General features: G+C 77.4%; 24 protein-coding genes and 1 pseudogene. 10 read left to right on the top strand and 15 right to left on the bottom strand.

Translation table 11 applies throughout. The annotated features are described in order from the left end of the window. The 4 genes from MHY85_RS01345 to MHY85_RS01330 all read right to left on the bottom strand — a co-directional run. Positions 1–949: DUF222 domain-containing protein (locus MHY85_RS01345; RefSeq protein WP_239192300.1), on the bottom strand; the 949-nt coding region annotated here is incomplete at its 3' end. Positions 950–1,071: 122 nt separating this feature from the next. Then, positions 1,072–1,557, bottom strand: a complete 486-nt coding sequence (locus tag MHY85_RS01340) for an NUDIX domain-containing protein (RefSeq protein ID WP_239192297.1) — start codon at positions 1,555–1,557, stop codon at positions 1,072–1,074. Next, complete coding sequence (locus tag MHY85_RS01335; RefSeq protein WP_239192294.1) at positions 1,554–2,420, bottom strand: PhzF family phenazine biosynthesis protein; 867 nt, start codon at positions 2,418–2,420, stop codon at positions 1,554–1,556. The genes MHY85_RS01340 and MHY85_RS01335 overlap by 4 nt, the downstream gene beginning before the upstream one ends. 96 nt (positions 2,421–2,516) lie before the next feature. After that, complete coding sequence (locus MHY85_RS01330) at positions 2,517–3,338, bottom strand: alpha/beta fold hydrolase (RefSeq protein WP_239192291.1); 822 nt, start codon at positions 3,336–3,338, stop codon at positions 2,517–2,519. On the opposite strand from MHY85_RS01330, the pseudogene MHY85_RS22010 reads away from it, so the two are divergent. Both MHY85_RS22010 and MHY85_RS01325 read left to right on the top strand, forming a co-directional pair. Further along, positions 3,337–4,365: pseudogene (locus tag MHY85_RS22010) on the top strand (helix-turn-helix domain-containing protein); the annotation flags it as partial. The gene MHY85_RS01330 and the pseudogene MHY85_RS22010 overlap by 2 nt on opposite strands. Before the next feature lie 1,342 nt (positions 4,366–5,707). Then, positions 5,708–6,700 carry a Gfo/Idh/MocA family protein gene (locus tag MHY85_RS01325; protein ID WP_239192288.1) on the top strand — a complete coding sequence of 331 codons (993 nt, stop codon included), beginning with the start codon at positions 5,708–5,710 and terminating at the stop codon, positions 6,698–6,700. A gap of 86 nt (positions 6,701–6,786) precedes the next feature. On the opposite strand, the gene MHY85_RS01320 is transcribed toward MHY85_RS01325, so the two are convergent. Both MHY85_RS01320 and MHY85_RS01315 read right to left on the bottom strand, forming a co-directional pair. Then, positions 6,787–7,404, bottom strand: a complete 618-nt coding sequence (locus MHY85_RS01320; protein ID WP_239192268.1) for a DinB family protein — start codon at positions 7,402–7,404, stop codon at positions 6,787–6,789. Between the two features lie 49 nt (positions 7,405–7,453). After that, positions 7,454–8,719 (bottom strand): APC family permease, encoded by a 1,266-nt coding sequence (locus tag MHY85_RS01315; RefSeq protein ID WP_239192265.1) that lies wholly within the window; start codon positions 8,717–8,719, stop codon positions 7,454–7,456. A 155-nt stretch (positions 8,720–8,874) separates the two neighbouring features. Between MHY85_RS01315 and MHY85_RS01310 the strand changes: the two genes are divergently transcribed. Further along, entirely contained in the window at positions 8,875–9,363 is a 489-nt protein-coding gene (locus MHY85_RS01310; RefSeq protein ID WP_239192262.1) for a nucleotidyltransferase domain-containing protein, read from the top strand. 78 nt (positions 9,364–9,441) lie between these two features. Here MHY85_RS01310 and MHY85_RS01305 read toward each other — a convergent pair whose 3' ends face one another. From MHY85_RS01305 to MHY85_RS01290, 4 genes are all read right to left on the bottom strand, one after another. After that, on the bottom strand, positions 9,442–10,737 hold the full coding sequence (locus MHY85_RS01305; RefSeq protein ID WP_239192259.1) for an MFS transporter: 1,296 nt from the start codon (positions 10,735–10,737) through the stop codon (positions 9,442–9,444). Positions 10,738–10,977: 240 nt separating this feature from the next. Next, the gene (locus tag MHY85_RS01300) at positions 10,978–12,012 is read right to left on the bottom strand and encodes a phage tail protein (RefSeq protein WP_239192256.1); all 1,035 of its coding nucleotides are present in this window, start codon (positions 12,010–12,012) and stop codon (positions 10,978–10,980) included. A gap of 9 nt (positions 12,013–12,021) precedes the next feature. Next, entirely contained in the window at positions 12,022–12,525 is a 504-nt protein-coding gene (locus tag MHY85_RS01295; protein WP_239192253.1) for a phage tail protein, read from the bottom strand. 14 nt (positions 12,526–12,539) lie between these two features. Next, positions 12,540–12,896 (bottom strand): hypothetical protein, encoded by a 357-nt coding sequence (locus tag MHY85_RS01290; RefSeq protein WP_158376121.1) that lies wholly within the window; start codon positions 12,894–12,896, stop codon positions 12,540–12,542. 101 nt (positions 12,897–12,997) lie between these two features. On the opposite strand from MHY85_RS01290, the gene MHY85_RS01285 reads away from it, so the two are divergent. After that, positions 12,998–16,705, top strand: a complete 3,708-nt coding sequence (locus tag MHY85_RS01285; protein ID WP_239192238.1) for a hypothetical protein — start codon at positions 12,998–13,000, stop codon at positions 16,703–16,705. Between the two features lie 27 nt (positions 16,706–16,732). On the opposite strand, the gene MHY85_RS01280 is transcribed toward MHY85_RS01285, so the two are convergent. The 4 genes from MHY85_RS01280 to MHY85_RS01265 form a co-directional block, all read right to left on the bottom strand. Next, the gene (locus MHY85_RS01280) at positions 16,733–18,112 is read right to left on the bottom strand and encodes a UTP--glucose-1-phosphate uridylyltransferase (RefSeq protein ID WP_239192236.1); all 1,380 of its coding nucleotides are present in this window, start codon (positions 18,110–18,112) and stop codon (positions 16,733–16,735) included. Between the two features lie 87 nt (positions 18,113–18,199). Further along, a complete protein-coding gene (locus tag MHY85_RS01275) occupies positions 18,200–18,481 on the bottom strand; it encodes a hypothetical protein (RefSeq protein WP_239192234.1) in 282 nt (93 codons plus the stop codon). Next, on the bottom strand, positions 18,478–18,735 hold the full coding sequence (locus MHY85_RS01270; protein WP_239192232.1) for a hypothetical protein: 258 nt from the start codon (positions 18,733–18,735) through the stop codon (positions 18,478–18,480). The genes MHY85_RS01275 and MHY85_RS01270 overlap by 4 nt, the downstream gene beginning before the upstream one ends. A gap of 173 nt (positions 18,736–18,908) precedes the next feature. Further along, positions 18,909–19,499, bottom strand: coding sequence for a TetR/AcrR family transcriptional regulator (locus MHY85_RS01265; RefSeq protein ID WP_239192230.1), 591 nt, complete (start codon positions 19,497–19,499; stop codon positions 18,909–18,911). 143 nt (positions 19,500–19,642) lie between these two features. Between MHY85_RS01265 and MHY85_RS01260 the strand changes: the two genes are divergently transcribed. The 4 genes from MHY85_RS01260 (at position 19,643) to MHY85_RS01245 (ending at position 24,979) form a co-directional block, all read left to right on the top strand. Next, positions 19,643–21,295, top strand: a complete 1,653-nt coding sequence (locus MHY85_RS01260) for an ABC transporter substrate-binding protein (RefSeq protein ID WP_239192228.1) — start codon at positions 19,643–19,645, stop codon at positions 21,293–21,295. 5 nt (positions 21,296–21,300) lie between these two features. Beyond that, on the top strand, positions 21,301–22,353 hold the full coding sequence (locus MHY85_RS01255) for an ABC transporter permease (protein WP_239192225.1): 1,053 nt from the start codon (positions 21,301–21,303) through the stop codon (positions 22,351–22,353). Between the two features lie 140 nt (positions 22,354–22,493). Further along, entirely contained in the window at positions 22,494–23,276 is a 783-nt protein-coding gene (locus tag MHY85_RS01250) for an ABC transporter permease (RefSeq protein ID WP_239192222.1), read from the top strand. Further along, complete coding sequence (locus tag MHY85_RS01245) at positions 23,273–24,979, top strand: ABC transporter ATP-binding protein (RefSeq protein WP_239192219.1); 1,707 nt, start codon at positions 23,273–23,275, stop codon at positions 24,977–24,979. Before MHY85_RS01250 ends, MHY85_RS01245 begins: the two co-directional genes overlap by 4 nt. Positions 24,980–25,057: 78 nt before the next feature. On the opposite strand, the gene MHY85_RS01240 is transcribed toward MHY85_RS01245, so the two are convergent. Next, a complete protein-coding gene (locus MHY85_RS01240; protein WP_239192216.1) occupies positions 25,058–25,981 on the bottom strand; it encodes an NADP-dependent oxidoreductase in 924 nt (307 codons plus the stop codon). 161 nt (positions 25,982–26,142) lie between these two features. Here MHY85_RS01240 and MHY85_RS21705 point away from each other — a divergent pair, with 161 nt between their 5' ends. Beyond that, positions 26,143–26,286, top strand: coding sequence for a hypothetical protein (locus tag MHY85_RS21705; protein ID WP_308191293.1), 144 nt, complete (start codon positions 26,143–26,145; stop codon positions 26,284–26,286). A 27-nt stretch (positions 26,287–26,313) separates the two neighbouring features. After that, positions 26,314–26,586 carry an SHOCT domain-containing protein gene (locus tag MHY85_RS01235; RefSeq protein ID WP_308191292.1) on the top strand — a complete coding sequence of 91 codons (273 nt, stop codon included), beginning with the start codon at positions 26,314–26,316 and terminating at the stop codon, positions 26,584–26,586. Positions 26,587–26,609: the final 23 nt, after the last annotated feature.

The raw sequence follows: 26,609 nt of genomic DNA, 5'->3' as shown, positions 1-26,609 counted from the left end.
CCGGTGGGGGTGGGTCGAGGTGGACCTCGAACGCGGGGCCATCGGACTCCGGGACGTCCCCGACGACCAGGTCGCGGAGTCCGTCGGCGCGGAGCTGGTCCAGGGTGCGGGGGTCGCCCAGGGCCTTGGCGGTGCGGGCGGTGTGGTGCAGGACCCCGTCGACCCGGGTCGCGTCCTCCGCGGCCAGGACCACCCACATCGCCGCCATCCCGTGCGGCCGGCGCCGGGGCCGGGTGACCCGGCGGGTGCACCGGGCGCGAGTGTTGCGGCCGGCCTCCCCCTTAGGGTCGGCGATCCGGACCTCCCGGGCCACGCGCTGCTCCAGCTGCCGGCGGGAGCACTGGGCGGCGTCGGGCAGCACCGCGTCCTCCACGGCGTGCGCCGCCTCGTAGGGCAGGTCGATCAACCCGGCGGCCAACACCTCGGCCTTGCCGGCGTCGATGTGCCCGACCTCCAACGCCTCGCGGGTGGCGGCGAGCATCCCGTCCAGGGTCAGTGCCCGGTGCACGGCCTTGTTCGCGGTCATCAGCGACCAGCCCAACCGCATCGCCAACTCGTCACCCGCGACGCACCCCTGGGTGGGTGGGGCACCAGCGAGGGGTGACCACTGCGGGCTCATCTCGGGCCGGTTGGCGAGTTCGGCGACCGCGTCCAGCATCGCGGCGTGCTGGTGGGCCTCCATCCGCGCCCGCGCGGCGACCACCTCCACGAGGATCGCCGGGGTGAGAACCGTGAGGTCCAGCCCGCGCAGCCAGGCGTCCAGTACCGGCCCGGGAGGGCAGGCGGCGATCGCCTCGACCTGCCGCTGCTCGCCCGTCCTGGGCGCCCCACCGAACGCCACCACGGGGTCCGGGCCGTAGTCGGTCAGGCACGTCCCGTCGGCCGCGTAGACCGGCAGCACCGGGCCGGCGACCACGTCGCCTCCGGGGTGTTCCTGCAGGTCAGCCATGCAAGAACGCTACCGGCCACCACCGACACCACCCCGGCCAGGGCCCCCGCCCTGGGGACCACGCACGCCCTCCGCCGTGTGGAGGACTCGGCGCCCGCACCCCGCGCCGGCGCCCACGTGCCTCAGCCCGTCGCGAGGTGCGCGACCAGCCGGTCCAGGAACTCCGCCTGCGCGCCGACGACCAGGTCGCGCGCCTCCGGCAGCGGCACCCACCGCAGCTCGTCGAGCTCCGGGAAGGTCACCGTGCGGCCGCTGCGGGGTGGCCAGTCGACGGTCACCTCGCTCACCGGCCCGCGGGGCGCGTCCAGGTCCAGGTCGCCGGCCCGCGCCCACACGCGCACGACCTTGCCCGCGCGCTGCAGGACCTCCCCGAGGTCGATCTCCGCCCCGTCGGGTGCCGGCGCGCCGACCTCCTCGGCGAACTCCCGCAGCGCGGTGGCGTGCGGGTCCTCGCCGGGGAGCGGCTCGCCCTTGGGCACCGTCCACGCGTGCGGCTTGCGGGCCCAGAACGGTCCGCCCATGTGCCCGAGCAGCACCTCGGGTGCGCCGGGACCGGCGGCACCGGGTCGGTGCAGCAGGAGGCCGGCGCTCGTGCGTGCGGGCGTCATCCCGCCGCCGGGTCGGCCGAGGGGGCCGGGTGGTCGCGGACGGTGCCCTCGATGCACGTCACGGTGTCGCCGCCCACCCAGACGGTGCCGTCCGCGTCCCGCTCGACGTGGATCCGGCCGGCCCGCCCGAGCGCGGTGCCCTGCGCCGCGACGTAGTGCTCGGGTGCCCGCCCGGAGCCGATCAGCCACTGCCCGACGACGGCGTTGAGGCTCCCGGTCACCGGGTCCTCGGGCACGCCGATGGCGGGGGCGAAGCCCCGGAGCTCGAACGCGGTCTCCCCGCCGGGTGCCTGCGGGCCGACGACCCCGAGGTGCACGGCGCCGAGCGCCGCCCAGTCGGGGCGCAGCGCCAGCACCCGCTCCGCGGAGTCGAGCAGCAGCACGTTCCACCGGGGGCCGTTGTCGAGGAAGCGGTGGTCGACGACGGCCTCCGGCGGCAGGCCCAGCGCGGCGACGGAGCGGCGCAGCGTCTCCGGGTCGACCGGGGCGTCGACCCGCGGGGGCGGCGCGGCGAACTGCAGCCGGCCGCCCTCCCGGCGCAGCGGCACCAGCCCGACGGCGCACTCCTGGACGATCCGGTCGGCGGCCGCCGGGTCGCCGCCCCGGGACAGCCAGGCGTGGCACGACCCCAGCGTGGGGTGCCCGGCGAACGGCAGCTCGCCCCCGGGCGTGAAGATGCGCAGCCGGTAGTCGGCGGCCGGGTCGGTGGGCCGGAGCAGGAACGTCGTCTCGGACAGGTTGGTCCACCGGGCGAACGCGGCCATCTGGGCGTCGGTCAGGCCGTCGGCGTCGTGCACGACCGCGACGGGGTTGCCGCGGTACGGCTCGGCGGTGAAGACGTCGACCTGGGAGAACGGGCGCATGGATCCACCGTAGTTCCGCGCACGGGCGCGCCGGGTGCCCAGGACCCCGTCGGGACGGAGGTGTCCGCGGGGTCCTGGGCGCTCGGCGGCTCGGGGTCAGTCGGCGATGAACGCCAGGATGTCCTTGATCAGGGCCTCCTGGTACGCGCCGGAGATGCCGTGCGGGGCGCCCGGGTAGACCTTGAGCGTGCCGAGCTTGACCAGGTCGATCGACTTGTAGGCCGCCGCCGCGATCGGGACGATCTGGTCGTCGTCGCCGTGCGCGATCAGGATCGGCACGTCGAGCGCCTTCAGGTCCTCCGTGAAGTCGGTCTCCGAGAACACCGCGACGCAGTCGTAGGCGGCCTGGAGCTCGGCGAGCATGCTCTGCCGCCAGAAGTCGTCGCGCAGGCCCTGGCTGATGCCCGAGCCCTCGCGGTTGGCGCCGAAGAAGGTCTCGGAGAGGTCCTGGTAGAACTGCGACCGGTCACGCAGGACGCCCTCGCGGATGCCGTCGAACACCTCGATCGGGGTGCCCTCGGGGTTCGACTCGGACTTCACCATGACCGGCGGCACGGCGCCGACCGTGACGACCTTGGTCACGCGGCCCTTGCCGTGCTGCGCGGCGTAGCGGACCACCTCGCCGCCGCCGGTGGAGTGGCCGACCACGGTGAGGTCGGTGAGGTCGAGCTGCTCGACCAGCGACGCGAGGTCCCGGGCGTAGGTGTCCATGTCGTTGCCGCCGCTGGTGCGGGACGAGCGGCCGTGGCCGCGGCGGTCGTGCGCGATGGCGCGGTAGCCGGCGTCGGCGAGCACCTTGAGCTCGTAGGCCCAGGCCTCGGAGCTCAGCGGCCAGCCGTGGCTGAGCAGGACGGGCTTCCCCTGGCCGTAGTCCTGGTAGAAGATCTCGGCGCCGTCGGGCGTGCTGACGTAGGGCATGGTTCCTCCTTCGCGGACGGGGCGCGGACCGACCGGCTCCGGGACACTTGCCCGGGGCGTCCGGCCCCGGGGACCATGGGACCGCGCAGCGCCGCGCGGGACCAGGAAGAAGTCCGGCAGAACTCGGGGGAGCTCGGCCGGCGGTGCGAGAGCGGGCGAGGCGATGGGCGACGACGACCTGGGAGCGCTCCTGCGGCGGCACCGGCAGGACGCGGACCTCACGATCGAGGACCTCGCGGCGGCCTCCGGGGTGAGCGACCGCGGGATCGGCGACATCGAGCGCGGGGTCAGCCGGGGCCCGCAGCACCGCACGGTGCAGGCGCTCGCGGACGCCCTCGGCCTGGCGGCGGCCGAGCGGGCCGTGCTGCTCCGCGCCGCGCGCGACGGCCGGCGGCGCACGGCCCCCGCGGCGGCCACCCCGCCGCAGCCGCTGCCGCTGCCGCGGCGGGTCGTCGACTTCACGGGACGGGAGGTGGAGCGCGCGGCGCTCGCGGGCGCGCTGACCGCGGCGGGCGGGGCGCCGGTCGCGGTGGTCACCGGCCCGCCAGGGTTCGGCAAGACGACGCTCGCCGCGCAGGTCGCGCGGGACGTGCGCGACCGGTTCGACGACCGGCTGTTCCTGGACCTGCGCGGGGTCGACGCCGCGCCGGTCGGCCCGGACGCGGCGGTCCGCCGCGTGGCGGACGCGCTGGCCGAGGGCACGGTGCCGCCCGACCCGGAGGAGGCGGTGGCGCACCTGCACCGGCTGCTCGCCGGCCGCCGGGTGCTGCTGGTGCTCGACAACGCGGCCTCCGAGGAGCAGGTCCGGCCGCTGCTGCCCGCGGACGGCCCGGCGGCGGTCCTGGTCACCAGCCGGCGCACCCTCGCCGGGCTCAGCGGCGTGCACCGCACGGTCCTCGGCCGGCTGGACCCGGCGGACTCGGTCGCGCTGCTCGCGCGGATCGTCCCCGACCGCACCGCCACGGAGCCGCTGGCCCGGTTGGCCTCGCTGTGCGACGACGTCCCGCTCGCGCTGCGGATCGCCGGGAACCGGCTCGCCGCCCACGCCGGCTGGTCGATCGCGGGCCTCGTCCGGCGCATGTCCGCGGAGGAGCGACGGCTCGACTCGCTCACCGCGGGGGACCTGCAGGTGCGCGCCGCCTTCGCGTCCTCGTACGAGCAGCTCGGCCCGGGCGCCCAGCGGCTGTTCCGGCGGCTGGCCCTGGTGGACGCGCCGCACGCCGGGGCGGGGCTCGCGGCGGCGCTCGTGGGCGAGTCGCTCTGGCGCACCGAGGACCTGCTGGACGAGCTGTGCGACCTCAGCCTCGTCCAGCACCTGCCCGGCGACCGGTACCAGCTGCACGACCTGCTGCGCCTGTTCGCCCGGTGGGAGCTCGACCACCAGGAGGACCCGGCCGCGCACCGGGTGGCGCGCGCCGCGGCGGACGACTGGCTGCTCACCACGACCGTGCGCGCGGGACGGCGGTTCGAGCCCGACCACGCGGACCACCCGGACGACGGGCTGGCCGAGCCCGCGGACCGGGACGTCGACCTGCACGACGCGGCGGCGGCCGGCGCGTGGCTGCGGGCCGAGTCGGGCAACTGGCTCGCCGCGCTGCGCCGCGCCGCCGAGGCGGGGGACCACGACCGGGTGGTCGCGGTCGCCGACGCGGTGCACTGGTTCTCCGACCTGTGGTCCACCTGGGACCGCTGGCCGGAGGTGTACGACCGGTCCGCGGAGGCGGCCACCGCCCTCGGGGACGACCGGCTCGTCGCGGTGCACGAGGGCTACCGGGCCTGGGCCCAGTCGGTGTGCCGCGGCGACGACCGGGCGGGCATCGCGGCGGCCACCAGGGCGCTCGCGGCGGCCCGGCGGTGCGGGGACGCGGCCCAGATCGGGTGGGCGCTGAGCTACCGGTCGTCCATGACGGCGCACCTCGGCGAGCTGCCGTCGGCCGAGGTCGACGCGCGGGAGGCCGTGGCGTGCATGCTCGAGTCGGGCGACCGCGAGGGTGCGCCGCAGGCGATGCTCGCCCTCGCGCGGGTGCAGGCGCGGCTCGGGCGGCTCGACGAGGCGCTGGCGACGACCCGGGCGACGCTGGCGCGGCTCGCCGACCCCGCGACGCGGCCGCGGGTGCAGGTGGCGGGGTTCACGGAGGCGAACGCGCTGGCGCAGCTCGCCCGGATCCTGGTGCAGGCGGGGCGCTGGGCGGAGGCGCGGGACGCGGCGGACCGGGCGCTGACCACCGCCGAGACGATCGGCATCCCGCGGATCGTCGCCTCCGGGTACCAGCACCGCGGGGTGGCGCGCGCGGCGCTCGGCGACCGGGCGGGCGCCCGCGCGCTGAGCCGGACGGCGCCGCCACCCGGCGCCCGCTACGGTGCTGCCCATGTCGACGGTGCGTCTCGGAGTCCTCGGTGCTGCCCGCATCCTGCACGACGCGGTGGCGGTGCCCGCCGCGTCGGTCCCGGAGGTCGAGGTGACGGCGATCGCCGCCCGCGACCGCGCCCGGGCCGAGCAGATGGCGGAGGCCGAGGGCATCGGCCGGGTGCTCGACGACTACGACGCGCTGCTCGCCGACCCGGAGATCGACGCCGTCTACGTGCCGACCCCGGCGGCGCTGCACGGGGTGTGGATGCTCCGCGCCATCGCCGCGGGCAAGCACGTGCTGTGCGAGAAGCCGTTCACCGCGAACGCCGCCGAGGCCGAGGACGTGGAGGCCGCGGCCGCCGGGACCGGCCTGGTCGTCATGGAGGCGTTCCACTCGCAGCACCACCCCTCGTGGGCGCGGCTGCGCGAGCTGGTCGCGGAGGGCGCGATCGGCGAGGTGACCTCCGCGGAGGCCGACTTCTGCGTCGAGATCGCGGACCGGGGCGACATCCGGTGGCAGGAGTCGATGGGCGGCGGCGCGCTGATGGACCTGGGCGTGTACCCGCTGCGGTTCCTCACGCACGTGCTCGGCGCACCGACGGTGCGGTCCGCCGAGGCGGTGGAGGTCGACGGGGTCGACGCGTCGATCGTCGTGCACCTGGACCTGCCGGGCGGCGTGGACGGCACCGTGCGGGCCAGCATGGTGGCGACGGAGGACCAGAGCGTCCGGGCGCGGATCGTCGGCACGGCCGGCACGATCACGGTGCACAGCCCGTACGGGCCGCAGAACGGCGGGCGCGTCGTCGTCGAGCACGCCGACGGGCGGGTCGTCGAGGAGCCGGTCGACCCGACCGCGTCGTACGTGTGGATGCTGCGCTCGTTCGCGGACGCGGTGCTGCGCGGCGGCGACCCGGTGTCCGGGACGACGCAGGCGGTCGCGGCGATGCGGCTGGTGGACGACGCGTACCGGGCCGCGGGCATGGCACCGCGGGAGCCCGCGCCGCTGCGGTGACCGCGCCGCCGGGGTGACCGCGCCGCCGGGGTGACCGCGGGGGCCCGCGCGGCTGCGTCGACCGCGTCGTCCCGCCGGCCCCGGGCCTAGCGGGGGCGCTCGGGGAGGGGGTACAGCGCGGGCGCCTCCGGCGGGTCCTCGCCGACCAACCCGTCGATCGCCTCGCGGTAGAGGTCGGCGTGCCCGACGTGCCGCGCGTACTCCTCGATCAGGTCGACCAGGACCCGGCGCACGCTCGGCGTGGCGCCCGGGTCGTCGGACCACGCGATCGGCCGGTCCAGCCCGCCCTCGGCGACGGCGTCCGCGAGGGACGCGCGGGCGCGCACCACGGCGTCCCGCCACAGCCCGTAGAGGTACGCCGGGTCGTCGTCCGCGGCGGAGGACCAGGGCCAGTCGGGGGTGGCGTCCCAGTCGACGCCCTCCCACGGGTCGCCCGGCCGCCGCCCGTTCACCCGGGTGCACAGGTGGAACACCTCGACGAACGCCAGGTGCTTGACCAGGCCGCCCAGCGTGATCGCCGACGGACCGAGGGTGGCGGACAGCGCCTCGCGGTCGAGGCCGCCGACCTTCCACGCGAACGTGGCGCGCTGCCGCTCGAGCGAGCCGACGAGCGACGCGACCTCGTCCCCGGCGACGGGCGGCCCCCACCAGCCCTGCGGGTCGGACCCGCCGTCGTGCTCGTCCCGTGCGACGTCCTCGGACATGGTGCCTCCCTCGTCGGAGCCCCCGGCCGGTGCGCCGGTCCGCCGCACGCTACGCCGGACCACCCACACGCCGGCGCCGGGCCAGCACGGCCGCGCGCCACGCGACGCCGGCCGCGACGACCGCCGCCCCGCCGACCACCGACACCGGCGGCAGGGTGGCGGCGAGCGCGACGCAGCCGACGGCGCCCAGCACCTGCAGCGCGCGCGGGAAGCGGCGGTGCGGCCGGTCCTGGGTGAGGGCGGCGAGGTTCGCGACCAGGTAGTAGAGCAGCACCCCGAACGAGGAGAACCCGATCGCGCCCCGCAGGTCGACGGTGAGCACCAGCGCGACGACCACGACGCCCAGCGCGGCCTCCGCCCGGTGCGGCACCCGGTACCGCTCGTGCACCGCGGCGAGCGCCCGCGGCAGGTCGCCCTCCCGGGCCATCGCGAGGGTCGTGCGGCTGACGCCGGCCACCAGCGCGAGCAGCGCGCCCAGCGAGGCCGCGACCGCGCCGACGCGGACGACCGCGCCGACCCAGGGCCGACCCGTCGCCGCGGCGGCGTCCGCGAGCGGGGCGGCGCTCGCCGCCACCGCGTCCGGCCCGAGCACCGTCAGCAGGGTCACCGCCACGGCGGCGTAGACGAGCACCGCCAGGCCGAGCGCCAGCTGGATCGCGCGCGGGATCGTCCGCGCCGGGTCGCGCACCTCCTCGCCCATCGTGGCGATCCGGGCGTACCCCGCGAACGCGAAGAACAGCAGACCGGCGGAGCCCAGCACGCCCGACCAGGTGGCGTCGGCGCCGACGGCCACCCGCGCCCACGACGGGTCGCCGCCCGCCAGCCCGGCGACCACGACGGTCGCCAGCGCAGCCAGCGCGACGGCCACGACCACGCGGGTCAGGCGCGCGGTCCGCGTGACGCCCCGCAGGTTCACCGCGGTCAGCGCCAGCACCGCGCCGGCGGCGACCGGCCGCTGCCACGCGGGCGGCACCGCGTAGGCGGCGAAGGTCAGGGCCATCGCCGCGCAGCTCGCGGTCTTGCCGATCACGAAGCACCAGCCCGCGAGGAACCCCCACCACGGGCCGAGCCGCTCGCGCCCGTAGACGTACGTGCCGCCGGACGCGGGGTACTGCGCGGCGAGCTGGGCGGAGGAGGTGGCGTTGGCGTAGGCCACGACCGCGGCCAGCGCCAGGCCGAGCAGCAGCGCGGAGCCGGCGGCCCGGGCGGCGGGCGCGAACGCGGCGAACACCCCGGCGCCGACCATCGAGCCGAGCCCGATGACCACGGCGTCGCCGAGGCCGAGCCGCCGGACCAGGCCGGCACCGCCGCTCATGCCGTCGTCCTCCCGGGTCGTCGTCGGAGCGGCGCGTGCGCGGCCGTCGCCGGCCAGTGTGGCCGACCGAGGTGTCCGGCGGGTGTACGGCGTGGCCGGGAGGCCGCCCCGCTGGCACAGTGGGGGCGCACGGCGACCCCGGGGAGGTGACGCGCGTGGACCCCGCCGAGGTGCACCGCGTCCTGGACGCGCTCGCGACCGCCGGCTGCCGCTCCTGGGTCGCGGGCGGCTGGGGCGTCGACGCCCTGGTGGGCCGGCAGACCCGTGCCCACCGGGACCTGGACCTCGCGCTCGACGCGGCCGGCGAGGCCGCGGCCGTCGGCGCGCTGGCGGTGCTGGACTACGCCGTCGAGACGGACTGGCGGCCGGTGCGGGTCGAGCTCGCGGCTCCCGGCGGGCGGTGGGTCGACCTGCACCCCGTGGCGTTCGACGCCCGGGGGCGCGGGACGCAGGCGGGTCTGGACGGCGTCACGTTCGACTACCCGCCGGGGTGCTTCGTCACCGGGACGATCGACGGCCGGCTGGTGGGCTGCCTGTCGGCGGCGCAGCAGGTCGCGTTCCACACCGGCTACCCGCCGCGCGCGGTGGACCTGGCGGACCTCGCGCTGCTGGGGCGGCTGGGCGCGGGCGGACCGGGGGGCTGACGACGAGGCCCCGGGTCGGACGCGGTGTCCGGCCCGGGGCCTCGAGCGGGTGCGGCGGGGCGCCGCGGCGGCGTCAGCTCAGCGGACCGACCGGATCCGCGTGATGAAGAACGCGCCGAGCAGCGCGGCCACGATCGACACCGGGAACACGAGCCCGTAGCCGCCGGTCGCCACGACCAGGGCCGAGGTGATGAGCGGGCCGACGGTCTGGCCGGCGGTGGTCGAGAGGTTGAGGATGCCGAGGTCCTTGCCGGCCTCCTCCTCGTTCGGCAGCACGTCGACGTTCAGCGCCTGGTCGACGGAGGTGTAGACGCCGTAGCCGAAGCCCGCGATCCCGGCGAACAGGAACATGCCGGCGGGGGTCGGCCAGATCCACGGCATCGCGATGCCGACGGCGAACAGCACGCTCGACACGACCACGGGGAGCTTGCGCCGGCCGATGAGGTCGGAGACCGGGCCGGAGACGACCGAGCCGACGAGCGACACGACCAGGAGGATCACCGACATCGTGGCGATGGTCTTCGCGGACTCCTCGACGGACTGCCCGACGTGGTCCTGCACGATGTACAGCTGGTACGCCATGACCATCTGGTACGAGACCAGCATGAACAGCCGGCCGGCGAACGCGAGGTAGAAGTCCGGGGCCTTGCGCGGCGGGCGGAACGACCTGAGCAGCTCGCGGAACCCGGCGGCGGCCGGCGGCAGGTCCGCGGCGGACTTCTCCCGCGGCCAGACGACGAGGGCGATGACGGCCGAGAGGGCCATGAGCGCGCCGCCGAGCACGAAGCCGGGGAACGAGTTCACGATGAACAGCGCGCCGACGAGCGAGCCGATCGGGGCGCCGCCGGCGAGGCCGCCGCCGTAGAACGCGGACATGGTGCCGCGGAGCCTGCCCGGGACGCGGTCGGCCAGGACCGCCACCGCCGGCGCCAGCATCATGTTGAGGCCGACCATGCACAGGCAGTAGACGAGCGTGATCCCCGCGGAGCTGGTCAGCACGCCGATGGCGAACAGCGAGACGCCGCCGAGGACGCCGCCGCCGAGGATCCACGGCGCCCGCCGGCCGAACCGGCCGCGGGTCCGGTCGGACAGGTTGCCGAACACGAGGTTCGACACCAGGGAGACCACCGCGGTGATGGCGCTGATCGAGCCGAGCAGCGTCTCCGGCGAGGCGACGCCGATGTCGCGGAGCCGCTGCGGGAGCAGCACGGCGGCCACGATCTGCAGACCGACGATCCACAGCAGGCCGAAGACGAAGAACCCGATCCCGAACCGCAGCGTGCGGGCCCGCGTGAACGCCAGACCGGTGTCGGGTGCGATGTCGTCGCGGGTCGAGGGCGTGCCCTCGGCGGCGACCGTTGCCTGCGCGTCCATGTGAACCTTCTTCGGCCATGGGAGTCGGACGGCTCCACGTTGAGACGTCGTGGTGCCTTCGTCGTCGGCGCCACCACTACCTACCGCGCGGTAGGTACGGGAGAAATTACGACCGGGTGGTCGGGATGTCAACTGCGCGCCCGAGGCCTGGGCCGACGGCGCGCGGCGAGGCCGGGCGCGGGCCGTGCGGACGGCCGCGCCCGGGGTCCGCCGGGCACGCAGGTGCCGGGGCGTCCGCGCTCAGGGGCGCTGCGGCCAGTCCCCGCTGAGGGCGATGATCGCCGTGACGCCGACGTACGGCGAGCGGTTGGCGTGCGGCTGCGAGCCGCCGGCGACGACGACGCCGCCCATCGCCACGCCGGGCCCGGACGTCGTGTAGAGGTCGCGCCGCGCACGACCCTGCTGGGCGACCGCCCAGGACGCCCCGGAGGGGTTGCCGGTGCTGCCGCGCGCGCCGGTGCCGCGGACGCCGTGGGTGTGCGGCGGCAGCTCGGCGGTGGTCAGCGTGACCTCGGCGGCCCCGCCCTGCTGGCCCACCCCGATGTCCCGGCGGCCGGGCGCGGAGGTGCCGACGTGCACCGGTGTGCGGTCGCGGAGGTCGGGCAGGCCGAACGTCGACCGCCCGTCGCCCCCGTAGTTCGTCCCGAGGAGCGCGAACAGCGGGGTGTTCTGCGCGATCGGCAGCAGCTGACCGACGCACGCCGCCCAGCCGGCCGGCACGAAGCTCCCGGCGAACAGCCGCACCTCGCCCGTGTAGGCCGGGACGGTCGTCGCCGATCCGTCGTCCCGGCTCGGGAACACGCCCTGGACCGCGATCGCCCAGGAGAGCGCCAGGTACGGCGGTGTGTTCTCGTGCGGCTGGGACCCGCCGGCGGGGTCGACGGTGCCGGGGGCGAGCACGACCTGCCGCGCGGTGCCGTACTGCGGCTCGGCGGTCGTGGCCCAGCGGGCGCCACCGGGCTCGGCGCGGTCCGCGGGCGCCGTGGAGCCCTGCGCCTGGTGCGAGTGCGCCGGCATCTGCGCGGTCGTCAGCGAGACGGTGCGCGAGCCCCCGACCGCGCCGACCTGCACGTCGGGGCCGGGGGCGACGACCGAGCGGTCCCGCAGGTCGGGCAGCTGGAACGTCGTCCGGCCGTCGCCGCCGAACTGGACGCCCAGGATCGAGTACAGCGCGGCGTTCTGCGCGATCGTCAGCGTCTGCCCCTCGCAGGGCAGCCAGCCCCGGGGCACGTAGTCGGTCGCGAACAGGCGCAGCTCGCCGAGGTACGGGTCCATGTCCAGCTCTCAGTCGCGAGGCGGGTAGACGCCGGTCAGCGCGATGATGTGCATCATCCCGAGGTACGGCGGGAGGTTCTCGTGCGGGAGGCCCCCGCCGGCGGAGCCGAGCGCGTCGCCGGCCAGGAGCTGGCCGTCGGTGCCGGGGTCGCCGGGCGCGTACGCCGGCGCGAGGCTCGCGGCCCAGACGGCGCCGGACGGCGACGTGCTCGTGGCCGTCGCGACCGCGCCCTGCACGGCGTGCGTGTGCTGGGGCAGGTGGCTGCTCGTCAGCGCGACGGCGTCCGCGCCGCCGGTCTCGCCGAGGTTCGCGCCGCGGCGCCCGACGGCCCACCGCCCGCGGAGGTCCGGCAGCCCGAAGGTCGTGACGCCGTCGCCGCCGTAGCGGGTGCCGATCAGGGAGAACAGCGCCTCGTTCTCGGTGATCCGCAGCAGCTGTCCGTCGCAGGCGGCCCACCCCGCGGGCGCGTAGGTGCCGGCGAAGAGCCGGATCTCCCCGAGGTAGGGCTCCACGTCCGTCCCCCGCCTCAGGCCGTCCGGGCCACGACGGCCTCGAGCGTGCTGCGCTCGGCGCCGACCGGCTCCGCGTGCAGCACCAGGTCGCCGTCCGCGTGGGCGAACGTGCGCGTCGCGCCGGGCAGGTCGCCGGCGCCCGTGAACCGCAGCGCGAACGACGCCTCCGTGGCGCGCCCGCCGTCCCGCCCGGTCACGGAGGCCAGCGTCACGGTGCGCCCGTCGACCTCGAACGCGTCGCCGACGAGCGGCCGCAGCGCGGCGAGGGTCAGCGGCAGCGTCGGTCGCCGCGCCACGAGCACCGCCCCGCCGGCGGCGGCGACGCCGGCGACCGCGGTGCCGGCCACTAGCACGGTGCGACGCGTGAGCACGGGACTCCTGGACCTTGCGGGGACGATCGGGCGGGGGTGAGCCTACGAGGTTCACCCGGACGACGGGTCCGCCGCCCGGGTGAAACACCTAGTCTTCCGGCGTGCACCCCCCTCGTCCCGCGCTCCGGCGTGCCCTCGCCGCGCTCGCGCTGGCCGCCGTGACCGCGTCCGCCGGCACCGTGGCACCCGCCGGGGCGACCCTCGGCGCGCCCGCGGCGGTGGCCGCCGAGGCCGTCGAGATCACGGTCACCACGGCCGCCGACGCGGCGCTGACGGCGGGCTGCGACGACGGTGCGGCCGGGACCACGCTGCGCGAGGCCCTCTGCCGGGCCGCCCGCGAGGACGACGCGGTGGTGACCGTGCCCGGCGGCACGGCGATCACGCTGGCCGCGGGGCCGCTGACGTACGCACCGGCGGCGCCCGCGACGCTCCTGCTCACCTCGGACGGCACGTGGTCGGTCGACGGTGCGGGGCGCCGGGTCCTCGACCTGGACCCGGGGCTGGTCGGCGGGGTGGACGTCACCGTCGAGCGCGTCGAGATCCGGCGGGGCGTGCCGGACGCGGCCGACGCCGCGGAGGTCGGCGGCGGCGGGGCGGTGCTCGCGGGCTCGGGCGTCCCCGGCCGGCCGGACGCCCTCACCCTGCGGGACTGCGTGGTCTCCGGCACCGCGAGCAGCACCGGGGTCGAGGACGCCGCGGCACCCGGTGGTGCGGTGCAGATGTCCGGCGGGTCGCTGCGGGTCGAGGACTGCACCTTCCGGGGCAACACCGCGTACGGGGCGCCGGGCGGCGCGCTCGCGATGCTCGGCGTCGCGGCCGGGGACACCGTCGTCGTGACGGGCTCGACCTTCGACGGCAACGCGGTGACCGGCGGCGCCGGGTCCGGCGTGCTCGGCGGCGGGGCCCTGTACGTCGCCGGTGCCGGCCTGACGGTCGAGCGGTCGACCTTCACCGCCAACACCGTGACCTCCGGGTCCGCGGCGGCCGCCCGCGGCTCGGCCGTGCTCGCCACCGGCACGACCGCGGTCTCCGGGACCCGGGTGGAGGGCAACACGGTCAACGGCTCCGGCGGCGCGGGCGACGGCGGCGCGCTGTGGCTGGCCTCCGGCTCGGTCGCGGCGTCGGTGCTGGTCGGCAACACCGACGGCGTCACCGGGACCACGCGCGCCGCGTCGGTCGTCGGGCCGGTCGCCGCCGTCTCGAGCTGGTGGGGCTGCGCGCCCGGCGGGACCGACGCGGCCTGCGGGGCCGTCGGCGTCACCACGACGGCGCCCCGCGCCGTGCTCGCCCTCGACGCGGATCCCGCGCGACCCGTCACCGGCGACGCCACGACGACGACTGCCCGCGTGGCGCTCGCGGACGGCTCCGCCGCCCCGCCCGCGCTGCTGGCCGCGCTGACCGGGCGCGCCGTCGCCTGGACGTTCGAGCCGGCCGCCGACGCCGCCTCCGCCACTGCCGACGCGGTCCTCGGGGCGGGCGGCACAGCGGCGGCCCGGTTCGCCCGCGGACCCGGCGCGACCCTGACCGTCCGGGCGACCGTGGACGCCGCGACCGCCGCGGCGGTGCTGGAGCAGCCGGTCCCGCCCACCGTCACCGCTCCCGCGGACGCCACCGCGCTCGAGGGCACGCAGGCCACCTTCTCGACCACCGCGACCGGGTCGCCCGCGCCGGCGCTGCGCTGGCAGAGCGCGCCGGCCGGGTCCGCGACCTGGGCGGACGTGCCCGGCGCGACCGCGGCGCAGCTCGCGGTGGACGCCGCCCGCGCCGCCGACGGCACCCGGTACCGGGTCGTCGCGGGCAACGCGGCCGGGACCGTGACGAGCGCCCCGGCGACGCTCACGGTCACCTGGGGGCCGGAGCTCACCGCGCAGCCGGCGGACGCGGGCGGGCTCCCGGGAGCCACCGTCCGGTTCACCGTCGGCGTCGCGGGCTCGCCGCCGCCCGCGGTGCGCTGGCAGACCGCTCCGGCGGCCACCGGCCCCTGGGCCGACGTCGCCGGCGCGACCGGCACGACCTACGACCGGGTCGTCGGCAGCGGAGAGGCGGGTCTGCGGGTCCGCGCCGTGCTGACCGGAGCGGCGGGCGAGGTCGCGAGCGAGCCCGCGACGCTGACCCGGCACGACGCCCCGGCGTTCACCACCGGTCCGGCGGACCGGTCCGTCGCGGAAGGAAAGGTCGCCGCGTTCGCCGCCGTCGCGACCGGCACGCCCGCGCCGGACGTCCGCTGGCAGGTGCTCGCCCCCGGTGCCGCGGGCTGGACGGACGTGCCCGGCGCCACCGCCGGGACGCTCGAGGTGACCGCCGACCGCGCGGACCAGGGCGCGCGGTACCGGGCCGTCGCGTCGAGCCTCGCGGGGACGGCGACGTCGGCGCCCGCCACCCTCACCGTCCTGTGGGGCCCCGAGGTGACGAGCCCGGCGGACGTCACGGTGCTCGCGGGCGGGACCGCGCGGTTCGAGGTGGCGGCCGCCGGCGAGCCCGCCCCGACGGTCACCTGGCAGACCAGCACGGACGGGACCGGCTGGTCCGACGTGGCCGGTGCGACCGGCCCGGTCTACGAGCGCCCGGCCGCCGGTGCCGACGACGGCCTCCTGGTCCGCGCCCTGGCGACCGGCGCCGGCGGGCAGGTCGCCACCGCGCCCGCGACCCTCACGGTCCGGACGCCGCCGACCTTCACCACCGAGCCCGCCGACGTCACCGCCGACCCCGGCACCGACGCGACCTTCACCGCCTCCGCGGCCGGGTCGCCCGCCCCGACGCTGCGCTGGCAGGTCCGCGCGCCGGGCGGCGGCTGGGTCGACCTCGCCGGCGCGACGGGCGGCACGCTGGTCGTGCCCGCGACCGCCGCGGCGGACGGCTCGGCCTACCGGGCGCTCGCGAGCAACGCCGCCGTCGCGGACGTGCCGAGCGCGGCCGCGACCCTGCGCGTCCTCACCCCGCCCGCGGTCTCCGACCCGGCGGACGTCACCGTGCCCGCCGGCGGCACGGCGCGGTTCGAGGTGACCGCGACCGGCGACCCCGCGCCCGCGCTCGCGTGGGAGACCTCCCCCGACGGGGTGGCCTGGACCGCGGTCCCGGGCGCCGCCGGGCCGGTGCTGGTGCTGCCCGCGCCGGCCGACGGGACCCGGGTGCGGGCGGTCGCGACCGCGACGCTCGTCGCCGGGCCCGCCACCGCCACCAGCGCCCCCGCGACTGTCACGGTCGTCGCCGCCCCGGTGGTCGTCGACGCGCCGGACGGCGTCGGCCCGGACGGCGCCCTGCGCGCCACGGCGGGGCAGCCGGTGGAGGTGGCCTGGGTGGTCGACGCGGACGCGGGCACCGCGCAGTGGCAGGCGTCGCGCGACGGCGGCCGCACCTGGGGTGCCGTGCCCGACGGGGCGCGCGCCACCCAGGTCGTCGTCGGCGCGGCGGCCTGGACGGGGCCCGGGCTGCGGCTCGCGGCGGCCCCGACCTCCGGGACCGTGCGGCACACGCTGACCTACACGCCCGTGGCGGCGGACGACGGCCTGATGCTGCGGCTCGTGGTCGCGAACGTCGCCGGCACCGTGGCGACCGATGCGGTGACGCTGCGCGTCGCGGCACCGGACGGCGGCACGACCCCGGGCGCGCCGGGCACGCCGGGCGGGACCGGCGCCGTCCCCGGCGGGCCGGGCGGCGGGGGCTCCGCCGGGTCCGGCCCCTCCGGCACCGCGGCCCGCGCGGCGCTCGGCGTGACCGGCACGGAGGGCCTGGCGCTCGCCGGCGTCGCGGCGCTCCTGCTCGCGGCCGGCGGGGCGCTGCTGCTGGCGGTCCGGCGCCGGCGGGGCTGACCCGCCGGCACCGGACCGGTGCGGGCGTCAGCCGCCGATCGTCGTCCCGGCGGCGACGGTGCCCGGCGCCCCGTCGGCGTCGACCAGGGCGTCCCCGGTCGCGACGACACCCGGCTCGAAGGTCCAGTCGCCGTGGACGGTGAACGACGACGCGCCGCGCAGGGACGGGGCGGCGGGGAACCGCTCCTCGAACTTCCCGACGGTCTTGTAGACCGCGGGGTCGAGGTCGACCAGCGGGGCCTTCCCGACCGCGAGCCGCAGCGTCGAGTCCTCGCCGAGGTCGTACGCGTCGGACCGGATGAGCAGCAGGTCGTTCGTCGTCTTGACCGGCAGGAACCGCTCGCGGCCCACGGCGATCGCCGTCGCGCCCTCGAACACCTCGATCGCCGCGCCCATCGCCGTCTCGATCTGGAACACCTCCGGGGAGGAGGAGTCGGTCGGGTCGACGGTCTTGACGTTGCGGATCAGCGGCAGGCCGAGCACCGCGCCGCGGGCCTCCAGCGCCGCGGCGATCTGCTCCAGGTCGAACCACAGGTTGTTCGTGTGGAAGTACGGGTGCCGGTGCTCGTCGGTGAAGTAGTCCATCTCGTCCGCGGGCGTCTGCGCGGTGTCGCGCAGGATCAGCCGGCCGTCGGACTTCCGGACGGCCAGGTGGCCGCCCTTGCGGTCGGCCGCGGTGCGGCGGCACAGCTCGGCGGCGTACGGCGCGCCCGAGGCGGCGAACCAGCCGGCGATGGTCGGGTCCGGCGCCGCGCCCAGGTTGTCGGAGTTCGACACCGAGGCGTACCGGAAGCCCGCGTCGAGCAGCTGCCGCAGCACGCCGGAGGCCAGCAGCGCCGTGTACAGGTCGCCGTGGCCGGGCGGGCACCACTCGAGCGTCGGGTCGGCCTCCCAGGTCACCGGGGTGAGGTCGTCCGTCCGGAGCTTCGGCTCCTGGTTCTGCAGGAAGTCGAGCGGCAGGCCGTCGACGGCCAGGCCCTCGTGCTTCGCCAGCGCGGCGAGCGAGTCGTCCTGGGTGCGGAACGAGTTCATGAGGATGAGCGGGAGCCGGGCGCCGGTCGCGGACCGGGCGTGCTGCACCTGCTCGACGATGAGGTCGAGGAACGACTTCCCGTCGCGCACCGGGAGCAGGGACTTGGCCTTGTCCATGCCCATCGAGGTGCCGAGGCCCCCGTTGAGCTTGATGATCGCGGTCTTCGCGAACGCCTCGCGCGCCGCCTCGGGGTCGATGTCGACGTCCGCGAGCTGCGGCGGGTCGAGCAGGGGGTCGATGGTGCCCTCGGGGATGAGGCCGGTGGCCCCCGCCTCGAGCTCCCGGTAGTAGTGGGTGAAGACGTCGATCGCGGTCGGGGCCACCCCGGCCGCCGCCATCTTGTCCTGGGCCTGCCGCAGTCCGGTGTCGCTCATGGGGTCGATCCTAGGAACACCGGGTGAGGCGGGGCCACACGCGCGGGCTGCGGCACCCGGCGGGCAGGTGAACGGCCGGTGATGCCGTCAGCGCGCCGCGTGCCGCCCGTACCGCTGCCTCGCGGCCTCGCCGGACGTGCCGACCAGCTCGCCCACCACCTTCCACGGGACGCCCGCGCGCCGGGCCTCCACCACCGCCGCCGCCAGGTCCCGCTCGGCGGCGGCACGCCGGGACGCCGCCAGCCAGAGGGCCGTCGTCGGGTCGACGGAGTCCCGGTCCGCGTCGGCCGGCTCGTAGGCCTCGAACCGGTCGGCGAGCGCGTCGGCGCTCGCGATGATCTCGTCGAGCGATCGGGGCACGGTGGTCATCTCCTCAGGAACTTCGGGCGCGCGGGACGCATGGCGTGGACCACGCACCAGCCGCCGTACATCGCCACGACGCCGACCTCGATCAGCGCGCCGGTGCGGTCGGCGCCGATCACCATGGTCATGCCCTCGCCCACGTCGAGGCTGGCGACCGAGTGGTCGAGGGCGTGACGGACGTCCTCCTCGGGTACCCGGTGGCGGTGTGCGCTGCCGAGGATCAGCGGCACGTCGCCGTGCAACCAAGTTATCTTGTTCATCGCGGTTCCGCCACCCCCTCGTCGGGGCGTCGGTGGGAGCGCCCGGGGGCGGGGTGGCTGGTCATGCGTGGGACGCTAGGCGCCGCGCGGCCCGGGTCGCCGGTGTCATCCACAGGGGGAGTCCGGAGTGCGCCGGAGATGTCCCGAACGCCCTGGACCGTCCCCCGGGCAGGTCAGTGCAGCGCCCCCCGCACCGGCGCGAGCGCGTGGTCGAGCAGGTCCGGCAGCCGCGTCCGCCCGGCCCCGGCGAGCGCCCAGGCCTCGACCGCCGCGACGAGTGCCCCGGCCCAGGCGGCGCCCGCGACCCGGGCGTGCAGCGGGTCGACCCCGCGGCCCGCGGCGTACGCCGCGATGGTGGCGCCGAGGTCCGCGGTGCGGCGCGCGGCCGCCAGCCGGAGGTCGTCGCCCAGGCCCATCGTGTCGGCCTGGGTGAAGGCGAGGGCGACGTGGTCGGCCGGGAGCCGGGCGGCGAGGTCGCGCAGGGCCACCTCGACCGCGGCACCCGGGGTCGCGTCCGCCGGCGCGGTCGCGAGGGCGGCCTGCAGCGCCTCGACCCGCTCGTCGAAGGCCGCCCACAGCAGGTCCGACTTCGCCGTGAAGTAGTTGAAGAACGTGCTCCGCGAGACGCCCGCGCGCTGTGTGATGTCGGCGATCGACGTGGTCGCGTACCCGCGCTCCAGGAACAGCTCGCCCGCCGCCTCCTCCAGCATCGCCCGCGACGAGGCGTGCGGGCGTCCGGAGCGGCGCGGGGCGGGGGCGGGCACGCGCCCATGCTAGGCGGGGCGTGGGACCGGGATCACAGCGGCGGGCGCGGGATGCGCGCCGCGCCTGCGCCTATTGTTGGACGCAGTGCAACAACCGGTCGGCGGACGAGCCGCGGCCGGACCCCGACGCCCGAGGTGGACCCGTGCCCCACGCCCTCCGTCCGACCCGCGCCCGCACCGGCGCCGCGCTCGCCGCCCTCGCCGCCCTCGCCCTGGCGGCGTGCACCGGCTCCGGCGGCGACGCCGACGACGCCGCGTCCCCGCGCGACGGCGGCACGCTGGTCTACGCGACCGGCGACGCCGAGCCCACCTGCCTCGACCCGCACGTCGGCGGCAACTACCCGCAGGCGCTGATCAGCACCCAGTACCTGGAGCCGCTCGTCGGCCGGGACGCGGACGGCACGATCCTGCCGTGGCTCGCGAGCGAGTGGACCGTCAGCGACGACCTGCTGACCTGGGACTTCACCCTCGTCGACGACGTGACGTTCACGGACGGCACCCCGTTCGACGCCGCGGCGGTCAAGGCGAACATCGAGCACCTGCAGGACCCGGACACGGGCTCGTCGACGGGCTACCTCGCGGTGCAGAAGGTCGAGTCCGTCGAGGTCGTGGACGCGACGCACGCCCGGTTCCACCTGACCGAGCCGGACTCCGCGCTGCTGGAGTCCCTGAGCCAGCAGTGGACGGCCATGGAGTCGCCGGCCGGCATCGAGCGCGGCACGGACGAGAACTGCGCGGCCCCCGTCGGCACCGGCCCGTTCGTCGTGGACGAGTGGGTGCCGCAGCAGCAGGTGACCCTGGTGCGCAACGACGAGTACGTGCCGCTCGACCCGCAGGCGGAGCACGACGGCCCGGCGTACCTGGACGAGATCGTCTGGCGGTTTATCCCGGACGCGGCCACCCGGTACGCCGCGCTGCGCTCCGGCGAGGTCCAGGTGATCGACAACCCGCAGCCCGACGCGATCGCGCAGGCCGACGCCGGCGGCGACATCACGCACGTCGACGCCCCGCGGCCCGGGTCGTCCAACCGCATCGAGCTGAACAGCGCGCAGCCGCCGTTCGACGACGTGCGGGTGCGCGAGGCCTTCGTGCGCGCGGCCGACCCGGACCCGGGCATCGAGACGCTGTTCGCCGGCACCGCGACCCGGTCGTACTCGCCGCTGTCGAGCGTCGAGCCGACCGCGTACGGCGACGAGGACCTGTTCACCACCGACGCCGACCGCGCCGAGGAGCTGCTGGACGAGGCCGGCTGGACCGGCACCGACGACGAGGGCTACCGCACCAAGGACGGGCAGCGCCTCACCGTGCGGTTCCCGGTGAGCACCAACCAGTCGGTGGCCGCGGAGCAGTCGCTGTTCGAGCAGATCCAGGCGAACGCGAAGGCCGTGGGCTTCGAGGTCGTGCTGACCCCGTCCGACCTGTCCGCCTGGTACGCCGCGCTCGGCGCGAACGAGTACGAGGCCGTGTCCGCCCCGTACACGAAGGTCGGCCCCGACGTCCTGCGGATCCTCTACCACTCCGACGGCACGGTCCCGGCCCCGAGCGGCTACTTCGCCAACCACGCCCAGGTGAAGGACCCCGCGCTGGACGACCTGCTCGACCGCGCGTCGGCGACCGCCGACGACGCCGAGCGGGCGGACCTCTACCGGCAGGCGCAGCAGATCGTGCTGGAGGGGTACTACATCCTCCCGCTCTACGACCAGCAGAACCACTTCCTCACCCGCGGCGTCACCGGGATGCGGACGCTGGACACCGTGTCCACGCCGACGTTCCTCGACGCCCGCCTGGGGTCCTGACCGCCGTGCGCGTCGTCGCCGCTGCCGGCCGGGCGGTCGGCCGCCCGTGGCTGCGGTGGCTGCTGGCGCGCGTCGGCGCGGCGGCGCTCGTGGCCTGGGTGGTCGCGACCGTCGTGTTCTTCGCGCTGCGCGCGGCGGGCGGCGACCCCACCGAGGCGATCCTCGGCGGACCGGGGTCGCAGGCCGGGCCGGAGGCGGTGGCCGCGGCGCGGGCGCAGTACGGGCTCGACCAGCCGCTCGTCGTGCAGTACCTCGTGCAGCTGTGGCGGGTCGCGACGTTCGACCTCGGCGACTCGTACGCGCGCCGGGTGCCGGTGGCCGACCTGCTCGCCGAGCAGCTGCCCGGGACGATGCTGCTCGCGGTGCTGGCGCTCGTCCTCGCGTGGGTGCTGGCGCTCGCGGTGGCGACGCTGGCGGTGCGGGCGACGGGGCCGGTCGGCCGGGCCTGCGCGGCGGTGCTGCGCGGTGCCGAGGTCGTCGCGGCCGTGCTGCCGCACTTCTGGCTCGGGGCGGTGCTGATCGTGGTGTTCTCCTCGACGCTCGGCTGGTTCCCGGCCACCAGCAGCGGCACCGACCCGGTGGGGCTGGTGCTGCCGACGGTGACGCTCGCGGTCCCGGTCGCCGGGTTCCTCGGGCAGGTGATGCGCGACTCGCTGGAGGAGGCCGCCGCGGCGCCGTTCGCGACCAGCGCGCGGGCCCGCGGGGCCTCGCCGGTCGGGGTGCTCTGGCGGCACACGCTGCGGCACGGCGTGCTGCCCGCGGTGTCGCTGTCGGGCTGGGCGTTCGGGTCGCTGCTCAGCGGCGCCGTCGTGGTCGAGACCCTGTTCGGCCGGCCGGGGCTCGGGCGGCTGCTGCTCGACGCGACCATGCAGCGCGACGTGCCGGTCGTCGTCGGGGCCGTCGTGGTCGTGGCGCTGGCGTACGTGGTGGTGATGCTGCTGGTCGACGTCGCAGAGCGGTTGCTGGACCCGCGGCTGCGCGGGGCGGCCGAGGTGCCGACGCTCGTGGGCGGGGCGGCGCCGGCCGCCCGCGCGGGGGAACCGGCGGTGCTGGGGTGACGGCCGTGGCGGAGCGCCGGGACGCGGCCGGCGGGGGCGCGGGCGGCGCGGGCGGCGCGGGTGCGGGGCGCCGGGGCCGCCCGGGTCGCGCGGCCGCTCGCGTCGCGGCGGGGGCCGGCCGGGTGGTCCGGGGACTCGGCGTGCCGGGTGTCCTCGCGGCGCTCGCGGTGCTGTGGATGGCCGTCGCGGTGCTGCGGCCCGACGTGCTGGCCCCGGGCGACCCGAACGCGATCGACGCGCGCGCGGCGTTCACCCCGCCGGAGCCGGGGCACTGGTTCGGCACCGACGAGTCCGGGCGCGACGTCTACACCCGGGTGGTGCACGGGGCGGCCGCGTCGCTCGGCATCGGCGCGGCGGCGACGGCGATCGGCGTGGGCGCGGGGCTCGTGCTGGGCTTCGCGGCGGGGCTCGGTCCGCGCTGGCTCGACGCCGCGATCGGCCGGGTGCTCGAGGTGCTGTTCGCCCTGCCGACCCTGGTGCTCGCGCTGCTGCTGGTGGCGGTCCTCGGCGCGGGCGTGGAGGCGTCGGTGCTGGCCGTCGGGGCGGCGACCGCTCCCGGGTACGCCCGGATGCTGCGCGCCCGCGTCCGGTCCGTGGCGACCAGCGGGTACGTGGAGGCGGCGCGGCTGGAGGGCCACGGGTCGCCGAGGGTGCTGTTCCGGCACGTGGTGCCCAACACGCTGTGGCCGCTGGTGTCGGTCGCGACCCTCGGGATCGGGCAGGCGGTGGTGTGGGTGTGCGCGCTGAGCTTCCTCGGGCTGGGGACCCTGCCGCCCTCGCCGGAGTGGGGCGCGATGCTGAACGCCGGGCGGGTGTACATCGACACGGCGTGGTGGCTGACGGTCTTCCCGGGGCTGGCGATTACCGTGACCGCGGCGGCCCTGACGGTGCTGGGCCGGCGGGTCGGGGCGGTGGCGTCGTGACGGCGCCGGTCGCCGACGGCGCCCCGGTGCTCGACCTCGCCGGCCTGCGGGTCGCCTTCCCCCGCGGCGCGGAGGTGCTGCACGGCGTCGACCTGCGGGTGGCCGCGGGCGAGTGCGTCGCGGTCGTCGGCGGCTCCGGGGCGGGCAAGTCGGTGCTGGCGCGCACGCTCGTCGGCCTGGCGGGCGAGGGGGCGCGCGCCGACGTGCGCGCGGACCGGTTCGCGCTGCTCGGCCGGGACGCCCTGCGGTTCTCGGCGCGGGACTGGCGCGCGGCCCGCGGCCGGGACGTCGGCCTGGTGCTCCAGGACGCCCTGGGCTCCCTGGACCCGCTGCGCACCGTCGGCGCCGAGGTCGGCGAGGCGCTCGCGGTGCGCCGCCCGGGCGCCGGCCGGCGGCCCGGGTTCCCGTTCCCCACCGGATCGGCGCACCGCCGGCCGGTCGATCGGGGGGCGGCGGGACGATCGGGTGGGGACCCGGCGCCGACCGCCGCCCGGGCGTCCCGGGTCGAGCGCGCCGAGCGGGTGCTCGCGGCGCTGGAGGAGGCCGGGCTGCCCGACCCCGCCGTGCGCGCGCGGCAGCGCCCCGGCGAGCTGTCCGGCGGGATGCGGCAGCGGGCCCTGATCGCGTCGGCGGTCGTCGCGCGGCCGCCGCTGCTGGTCGCCGATGAACCGACGACGGCCCTGGACGCCACGGTCGCGGCCCGGGTGCTCGCCCTGCTCGGCGACCTGCGGGACGCCGGGACCGCGGTCGTCCTGGTCACGCACGACCTCGGCGCCGTGGCGCGGGTCGCGGACCGGGTCGTGGTGCTGCGCGACGGCCGCGTGGTCGAGGAGGGGACGACGGCGGCTGTGCTCGCCGGGCCCCGGCACGACTACACGCGCGAGCTCGTCGCCGCGGCCCGGCTCGGTGACGGTCCCGGCGCGGTGCCGGAGCCGGGCGGCCCGGTGCTGGAGGGCCGCGGGCTGCGCCGGGCGTTCCCGCTGCCCGGCGGCGGGTCCGTGACGGCGGTCGACGGCGTGGACGTCGCGGTGCGCGCCGGCGAGGCCGTCGGGCTGGTGGGGGAGTCGGGCTCGGGGAAGACGACCCTGGCCCGGCTGCTGCTGGCCGCCGACGCGCCGGACGCCGGCGAGGTGCTGCTCGACGGCCGGCCGTGGTCGGCGCTGCCCGAGCGGGACCGGCGCGCGCTGCGCCCGGGGGTCCGGCTGGTGCCGCAGGACCCGCTGGGGACCGTCGACCCGCGGCTGACGGTGCGGGCGGTGCTGCGCGCCGCGCTGGCCACCGGGCCGCACCCGCCGGCCCGGGCCGGGCGGGACGCCGCGGCGGCCGCCCTGCTCGCGCGGGTGCACCTGCCCGCCGAGGTCCTCGACCGGCGCCCGCGCACCCTGTCCGGGGGGCAGCGCCAGCGGGTGGCCATCGCCCGGGCGCTGGCGTCCGAGCCGCGGGTGCTGCTGCTGGACGAGCCGGTGTCGGCGCTCGACGTGCAGGTGCAGGCGGCGGTCCTCGACCTGCTCGTGGAGCTGCGCCGGGACACGGGGGTGGCGATGGTGCTGGTCTCGCACGACCTCGGCGTGATCCGCCGGGTGTGCGACCGGGTGCTCGTGATGAGCGGCGGACGCGTGGTCGAGCAGGGTCCGGTGCCGGAGGTCTTCGGGGCCCCGGGCCACCCGGTCACCCGCGACCTCCTGGCCGCCCGGGCGCTCTGACGGCCGGGCGCGGTCGCCGCACGCCTGCGGTCACCCGTGCCGGGCGCGGCGGCCGCTGCCACCGCGCCCGGCGCGTGGTCAGACGGTGACGACGATCTTGCCGCGGGTGTGGCCCGTCTCCAGGGCGCGGTACGCCTCGGCGGCCTGCTCGAGCGGGTAGGTCGCCGCGATCTCGACCGTGACGACCCCGCGGGCCGCGAGGTCCGCGAGGTGTGCCAGGTCGGCGCTGTCCGGCCGGACCCACACGTACTGGCCGCCGAGCTCGTCGCGCGCCCGGGCGTCGGTGATCGACGCGATCGTGCCACCGGGACGCAGCAGCGCGGTGGCCGTCTCGATCGCCTGGCCGCCGACGTAGTCGAGCACCACGTCGAACCCGTCCGGCGCCGCGGCCCGCGCGGCCTCGACCAGCCCGTCGCCGTACGCGACCGGCTCGGCGCCGAGCGAGCGCAGGTAGTCGTGGTTCCCCGGCGACGCGGTGCCGACGACGCGCGCGCCGGCGTGCACGGCCAGCTGCACCGCGATCGAGCCCACGCCGCCGGCCGCGGCGTGCACGAGGACCGTCTGGCCCTCGGTCAGCCCCGCGCGGCGGATGCTCTGCAGCGCGGTCAGCCCGGCGAGCGGCAGGGCCGCGGCCTGCTCGAAGGACAGCCCGGCCGGCTTCTTCGCGGCGGTCCGCACCGGCACGGCGACGTACTCGGCGAGGGTGCCGTCCTGCACCACGTCCTTGCGGGCGTACGCCAGCACCTCGTCGCCGACCTGCAGCTCGGGGGTGTCCAGCCCGGCCTTCACGACGGTCCCGGACACGTCCCACGCCGGGATCGCGGGGAAGTGCACGTCCATCAGGCCGCGCAGGTACCCCTCGCGGATCTTGTAGTCGACCGGGTTCAGGGACGCGGCGGCGACCTTGACGACCACGGCGTCCGCACCGATGTGCGGCTCCGGCCGGTCCTCGACCCGGAGCACGTCGGCCCCGCCGAACTCCTCGTACACGACAGCTCTCATACCGGTGCAAACCGGCCGACGGGGGCGCGCATTCCTGGGCGGCCCGCCGGGGCGCGCTCATCCCGGCCGGGTGGTCCCGCGCGCGGCCCGCGGTCCTAGCGTCGGGACCGCGGGCGGGCGCACCCGGGGCGCGTGCCGGGTACGTGAGGAGCGTGGTGGCGGTGGAGTTCTGGACCGACTTCTGGGACATCATCTGGTGGTTCGTGTGGGCGTTCGTCTTCATCGCCTACCTGTTCGCCCTGTTCGCGATCATCACGGACCTGTTCCGGGACCGGGACCTCAGCGGCTGGTGGAAGGCGGTGTAGCTGGTCTTCCTGCTGGTGCTTCCCTTCGTGGCCGCGCTGGTCTACCTGATCGCGCGGGGGCGGGGCATGGCGGAGCGCAGCGCGGAGGCGGCCGTCTCGGCCCGCCGGGCCGGTGACGCGTACATCCGCGAGGTCGCCGGTGCCGGGTCGCCGGGGCAGCAGATCGCCCAGGCGAAGGAGCTGCTCGACGCGGGCGCGATCACCCCCGCGGAGTTCGCCGCGCTCAAGGACCACGCGCTGGGGCGGGCGAGCACCGCGGCCGGGGCGGACGGCTCGGGCGCGCACCGGGCGCCGGCCTGAGGGCCGGGAGCCGCCGGTCCGGC

This window comes from Cellulomonas sp. ACRRI, from assembly GCF_022346185.1.
Lineage (GTDB): Bacteria > Actinomycetota > Actinomycetes > Actinomycetales > Cellulomonadaceae > Cellulomonas.
Note: the sequence above shows the minus strand (reverse complement) of the source record. Positions and strands in the feature narration are given on the sequence as shown.

Bases quoted from the DNA above. Each gene is read 5' to 3' on its own strand.
- MHY85_RS01320 (WP_239192268.1), bottom strand. From the start codon at position 7,404: ATGTCCGAGGACGTCGCACGGGACGAGCACGACGGCGGGTCCGACCCG.
- MHY85_RS01275 (WP_239192234.1), bottom strand. From the start codon at position 18,481: ATGACCACCGTGCCCCGATCGCTCGACGAGATCATCGCGAGCGCCGAC.
- MHY85_RS01240 (WP_239192216.1), bottom strand. From the start codon at position 25,981: ATGAGAGCTGTCGTGTACGAGGAGTTCGGCGGGGCCGACGTGCTCCGG.
- MHY85_RS01270 (WP_239192232.1), bottom strand. From the start codon at position 18,735: ATGAACAAGATAACTTGGTTGCACGGCGACGTGCCGCTGATCCTCGGC.
- MHY85_RS01315 (WP_239192265.1), bottom strand. From the start codon at position 8,719: ATGAGCGGCGGTGCCGGCCTGGTCCGGCGGCTCGGCCTCGGCGACGCC.
- MHY85_RS01325 (WP_239192288.1), top strand. From the start codon at position 5,708: ATGTCGACGGTGCGTCTCGGAGTCCTCGGTGCTGCCCGCATCCTGCAC.
- MHY85_RS01335 (WP_239192294.1), bottom strand. From the start codon at position 2,420: ATGCGCCCGTTCTCCCAGGTCGACGTCTTCACCGCCGAGCCGTACCGC.
- MHY85_RS01340 (WP_239192297.1), bottom strand. From the start codon at position 1,557: ATGACGCCCGCACGCACGAGCGCCGGCCTCCTGCTGCACCGACCCGGT.
- MHY85_RS01300 (WP_239192256.1), bottom strand. From the start codon at position 12,012: ATGGACCCGTACCTCGGCGAGCTGCGCCTGTTCGCGACCGACTACGTG.
- MHY85_RS01305 (WP_239192259.1), bottom strand. From the start codon at position 10,737: ATGGACGCGCAGGCAACGGTCGCCGCCGAGGGCACGCCCTCGACCCGC.
- MHY85_RS01330 (WP_239192291.1), bottom strand. From the start codon at position 3,338: ATGCCCTACGTCAGCACGCCCGACGGCGCCGAGATCTTCTACCAGGAC.
- MHY85_RS01280 (WP_239192236.1), bottom strand. From the start codon at position 18,112: ATGAGCGACACCGGACTGCGGCAGGCCCAGGACAAGATGGCGGCGGCC.